This is a genomic window from Mesorhizobium carmichaelinearum (assembly GCF_900199455.1).
GTDB classification, from domain to species: Bacteria; Pseudomonadota; Alphaproteobacteria; order Rhizobiales; family Rhizobiaceae; genus Mesorhizobium; species Mesorhizobium carmichaelinearum.
Window position 1 is genome coordinate 1 of sequence record NZ_FZQR01000091.1, and the last position, 4317, is coordinate 4317.

The 4317-nt window shown below is 62.8% G+C and carries 5 protein-coding genes and 1 pseudogene; 4 read left to right on the forward strand and 2 right to left on the reverse strand.

Features of this window, described 5'->3' with window-relative positions:
* Positions 1-81: 81 nt before the first annotated feature.
* The 3 genes and pseudogenes from CKW40_RS41955 to CKW40_RS41965 all read left to right on the forward strand — a co-directional run.
* Positions 82-654: pseudogene (locus tag CKW40_RS41955) on the forward strand (hypothetical protein); the annotation flags it as partial.
* Between the two features lie 44 nt (positions 655-698).
* On the forward strand, positions 699-1664 hold the full coding sequence (locus tag CKW40_RS41960) for an ArdC family protein (RefSeq protein WP_095205341.1): 966 nt from the start codon (positions 699-701) through the stop codon (positions 1662-1664).
* A gap of 196 nt (positions 1665-1860) precedes the next feature.
* The gene (locus CKW40_RS41965; RefSeq protein ID WP_095205342.1) at positions 1861-2250 is read left to right on the forward strand and encodes a hypothetical protein; all 390 of its coding nucleotides are present in this window, start codon (positions 1861-1863) and stop codon (positions 2248-2250) included.
* 191 nt (positions 2251-2441) lie between these two features.
* On the opposite strand, the gene CKW40_RS41970 is transcribed toward CKW40_RS41965, so the two are convergent.
* Both CKW40_RS41970 and CKW40_RS44390 read right to left on the reverse strand, forming a co-directional pair.
* On the reverse strand, positions 2442-2828 hold the full coding sequence (locus tag CKW40_RS41970) for a DUF5615 family PIN-like protein (protein ID WP_095205343.1): 387 nt from the start codon (positions 2826-2828) through the stop codon (positions 2442-2444).
* Positions 2825-3445: a DUF433 domain-containing protein gene (locus tag CKW40_RS44390; protein ID WP_198421196.1), complete on the reverse strand. Its 621-nt coding sequence runs from the start codon at positions 3443-3445 to the stop codon at positions 2825-2827. Before CKW40_RS44390 ends, CKW40_RS41970 begins: the two co-directional genes overlap by 4 nt.
* 171 nt (positions 3446-3616) lie before the next feature.
* Between CKW40_RS44390 and CKW40_RS43555 the strand changes: the two genes are divergently transcribed.
* On the forward strand, positions 3617-3850 hold the full coding sequence (locus tag CKW40_RS43555) for a hypothetical protein (protein ID WP_143748529.1): 234 nt from the start codon (positions 3617-3619) through the stop codon (positions 3848-3850).
* The last annotated feature ends 467 nt before the right edge of the window (positions 3851-4317 follow it).

A 4317-nucleotide genomic window follows, 5' to 3' on the forward strand; every position in this document is an offset into this window, starting at 1 on the left:
GAGGTAGAGGGCGGGCGGGCCTGCGGCGGCGGGTGAAGGTCCGGGAGAGAGGCTCCCGGCGTCCGCCGCGGAGCAGCAACCATGACACAAATGGAAATTCACACGCCCGTCCGTAACGCGCGTGCCGGTTACAAGGTCGACGTCAGCCGCGGCCAGCGTATCGGTAGCGTGTCGTCGGAGTGGTTCAATCGGCCGGCCGACGAGCGCTACCTTTCTCTCACCGATCTCCATAATTCGGTGAAATGGCGGACCGAACGCAGCAAGACCCGCCTCGTCGAAAGCGAACTGATCCGCGTCGGCGCCGGCGGTGACGATTCGGAGCGCCTGAGGCTAATGCAGCCCGATGCGCATGCCCCTGTTGCACCCACGCATTGGAGTTTTGGCCAACTCGCCAGCCTGGTCGGCGCGCCGGCCACCTATCTGCGCCAGCTTCCAGCGCCGCTGGCTGGCATCAATCTGCAGCACGGTCTGCTGTCCCATCGCGAGCTTGTGAAAACCTTGGAGGCAAAAGACGGGCGCATCGAGCTTCGCGCCGTCACCGGCCCGGATTATGGCATATGGGGCCATGAGCTTGTCGCAGCGGTCATGAAGATCGCAGGCAACGGCACCGGCGACACCATGTGGAAGGTGCCTGGCTTAGGTCATTTTGCAACTGTATTCTTGAGCGCTGACACCTCCTGCGCAGGGAGGGCCTGATCATGGCGGCTCAGGATCGGGCAGACGTGTACACCCGCGTCACGGCGGAGATCATCGCCGCAATCGAGCAAGGTGCAGGCGAATGGCGCGCGCCTTGGTTCCACAACGGGACGAGCGCTACGCGCCCAACCAATATATCGTCTGGCAAACGCTACCGCGGCATCAATACGGTAGCACTTTGGGTCGCAGCCATGGCCTCCGGTTACGGCGATGGTCTATGGGGCACCTACCGTCAATGGCAGGACGCTGGCGCGCAGGTACGCAAGGGTGAGCGTTCGACCACTGTCGTGCTGTGGAAGCAGATCGCGTTCTCCGAGCCAGCTGGCCACGATGGCGACGATGACGAAGGTGGCCACCGTCGTATGTTCGCCCGGGCATTTTCGGTGTTCAATGTCGCTCAGGTGGACGGATACGAGCGCCCGCCGACGGACACGCTGCCGGAGAACGAGCGTTTCGCGCACGCGGAGGCGTTTATCGCCAACCTCGGCATCAAGACCGTCTTCGGCGGATCGGAAGCTTACTATCTTCCGTCTTCGGACACAGTATTCATGCCGGACTTCGCTTCCTTCCGCGATGCTGCGTCGTTCTATGGCATCATGCTGCACGAATGCGGCCACGCCTCGGGTGCGAAGCACCGGCTAGACCGCGATCTTTCTGGCAGGTTCGGCTCGGCCGCCTATGCCGCGGAAGAATGCGTGGCCGAGATTCTCAGCGGACTTGTCCTTGCAGATCAAGGGATTGCCCATCATCCGCGCCCAGATCACGCAGCGTATCTTGCCTCGTGGCTGAAGAAATTGAATGGCGATCCCCGCGCCATCTTCACTGCCGCGAGCAAGGCGCAGCAGGCCGCCGACTGGATGCACGCGCAGCAGCCCGCACTCGCTGAAGCCTGTCAGACATCATCCGCGATCATCAATGAGACGGATGCGGGCCAGCCAGCTTCTCCTGTTGTCGCTGGCGCGTTATAACAGGGCGCGGACCTGAATATGCTGGGCGATCAGGTTCTCCCGCTCCGCCGCTCCCGCTCCACGTCGATCTGCCGGGAGCGGGGCCTCTCATGTCGGGACAGCTTTGCGGTTCGGCCACCTTCCACAACTGGGCGAGTACTCGCACCGAGCTCGCCCTGATCAGCGTCTGGCCCAGGGAGCCGACCCGCGCAGTAACATGGCAAATCCGACTATTCCGCTGCCATTGCCGGCGGCACTCGCGACCGTGGGCGGCCATCTCACGATAGGCCGCGGCGGCTTCACCTTGCACTATCGAGCCGGAGCAAAACTCTCCGGTTATGGCCGCGAGGATATCAAGGCCCAGTGCATCGCGGCGGGCCTTCCAGTCATCGACAGCCGCCAGGTCGATTTCGATGCCGTACTCAAGTTGACCCTTCGCGGCCCAATGGTCGCCGTCAGGCGCGAGCCCGAACCCGCGTCCTGGCACGGCCTCTCCTATGCGCCGCTGCATGCCGTCGCAACTGCCTGGGCGGCGGCCGGCGCCGAGGTCTGGAACATAGCCGGCTTCGACACCGTGCCGGTCGACGAGGGAAGGGGCAGGACATGAGCGGCCGGCCTCAGCTCTACACCACCATGGCTGGATTCGAGGATCTGTCCGGCACGAGCGAACGCGCAGCACGAGCAAGACCGTCACCGTCGACTGGCTGGCGGTGATATCCTGATGGATCATGCCAACATGCTGCAGGCTCTCAGCTGGCTCGGTCGTGTCGGGATCTGCGAGCCGGATTCATAGTGTCGTCAGCCCGGAAGGGAGAAGCGTTCCACCCGGACGATACGATCTGCGTCCACTGTAATCTCCAGCACCTCATTCCAAGCTTCCTCGCCGCTGAGCTCGGAAAGAGTAAGCAGGAAGAGCCGTGTCTGCAGGTTGAGGCTCATCAGACCGGGAGCCGTGTTGAAGGCCACCAGCCCGACATGCATTTCCTCGCGGCCGTAGAGGCCGCGAAAGTCCGTCGTGTTGTGCGTGACCAGGATGTACCCGTCGTCGACGGCGCGGCGCGTCACCACATGATCCTTCGCGCCGGCCAGGCCGAGCCAGCGAACGTGGCTTGACTCGGTAAATCCTCGTTCCCGCGCCAGTTTTGCCAGCTCGGGGCTCAGGCATTCGTCGATCAGGAACTTCACGAAGCAGCCGGCAGATCGTCGAGACCGATCGTGCGTGACGACTTCGCCGGAACGGCGCGCCAGGCCGGCTTTGCGGGCGGACGACCGCGGCGGGGATAGGCGAGCGCGTAGTCGGCCGCGAGCCATATCCGGTCGAGGGTCAGCTGCGGATAGGCGGCATGGATCGCCTCGGCCGTGTCGCCGTTGGCGAGCATCTCGGCGACATCATGAACGAGGATGCGCGTTCCCGCAAAGACCGGCTGGCCGCCGAGGACATTTGGATCTCGCACCACCATCGCCTTCGCCTTCCTCAACCGCCCGAGGCCGCTCTTCACCTCGGCGGTAATAGGCTTCAGGTCGACCCTGAGCGGATCGTCCGCGACCATGGTCACAGCCTCGTCCGCGATCGCATTCTTCACGATCCGCCGCCGCGCCGCCGGCGTCAGCGTCTGAGACGTCAGCCAGGCGAGTCGAAGCCCGACAAGACCCGATCCGACGATGACGCGACTGCCGCGCCGCGTCTCGACGCGACCGCGCAGCAATCCGGCATCGATGATGCGGTGCACCTGCTTGAGCGGCACACGCGTCACCGACGCCGCTTCATTGGCAGTGAGCACCTCGCTGCTGAATCCCGACATGACACAATAATCCTTCCACATTCATGGAAGATATATAGCGCCTTTGCCACCCGCAGTCCAGCACACTGCGGCGACAGGCGTTCGGCGCTGGCGCGAGGCCAGAGATCCTATGGGCTGCGAGCCGCGCCGGCTGATACGGTTCGGCTTTCGAAGCCAAGAGGAGGAAGACGAGTGTCTCAAGAAAGGGAAACCATTTCATCATCCCTGAACAAGGATGTCGTCGGCGGCATCTTTGTGTCAGTCGAGATGAGTCGCTTGAAATGGGTCATCGGCATTCACATGCCGTTGGCTGATAAAATCGCGCTACACTCCGTTGCTTGCGGCGATGTCGATGCCGTCCTCGCTTTAATCGAACGTGGTCGAACGAAGCTTATAAACCGTTCGCCGCGCGGTTCGCGACCGTAAGGGAATACCGGGCGGATGTGTGACCGCCCTCTGCCTGGGCTGAAAAATGCCGCCCGCAGAGAAGGGTCGCATCCCTCGAAGAGCGATACCCGCAGCAAACGGGATTACGGTTGCGACCGCAACATCGATCGCGGTGCCGCACCGGATAAAAGGTGAGCTGGTCATCGGCTCTTGCACAGCATGCTCTTGCCTCGGTGTACTCCATTCGAGTCGTCGCGACGACGTGACTAGATCGCAGATCATCTCCGGCGTAGCGGCTGGGGGGCGGCTTGGCGTGAACCCTCTTGACTCAGTGGAGCCCATAAAAGGCAGAGGGGGGAGGGGAGGTTTCGTGACGGGTTTGGAGGTTCGGGGAGTGGCCCCGGGCCGCCCGTCATGGAGACCCTGACCATGGCAAAGGCCATTCAGAAGATCGCAATGAACGCCGCAGAGAACATCCCCTACGACAAGCTGATGCTATCGCAGAA

Bases quoted from the DNA above. Each gene is read 5' to 3' on its own strand.
- CKW40_RS41960 (WP_095205341.1), top strand. From the start codon at position 699: ATGGCGGCTCAGGATCGGGCAGACGTGTACACCCGCGTCACGGCGGAG.
- CKW40_RS41965 (WP_095205342.1), top strand. From the start codon at position 1,861: ATGGCAAATCCGACTATTCCGCTGCCATTGCCGGCGGCACTCGCGACC.
- CKW40_RS44390 (WP_198421196.1), bottom strand. From the start codon at position 3,445: ATGTCGGGATTCAGCAGCGAGGTGCTCACTGCCAATGAAGCGGCGTCG.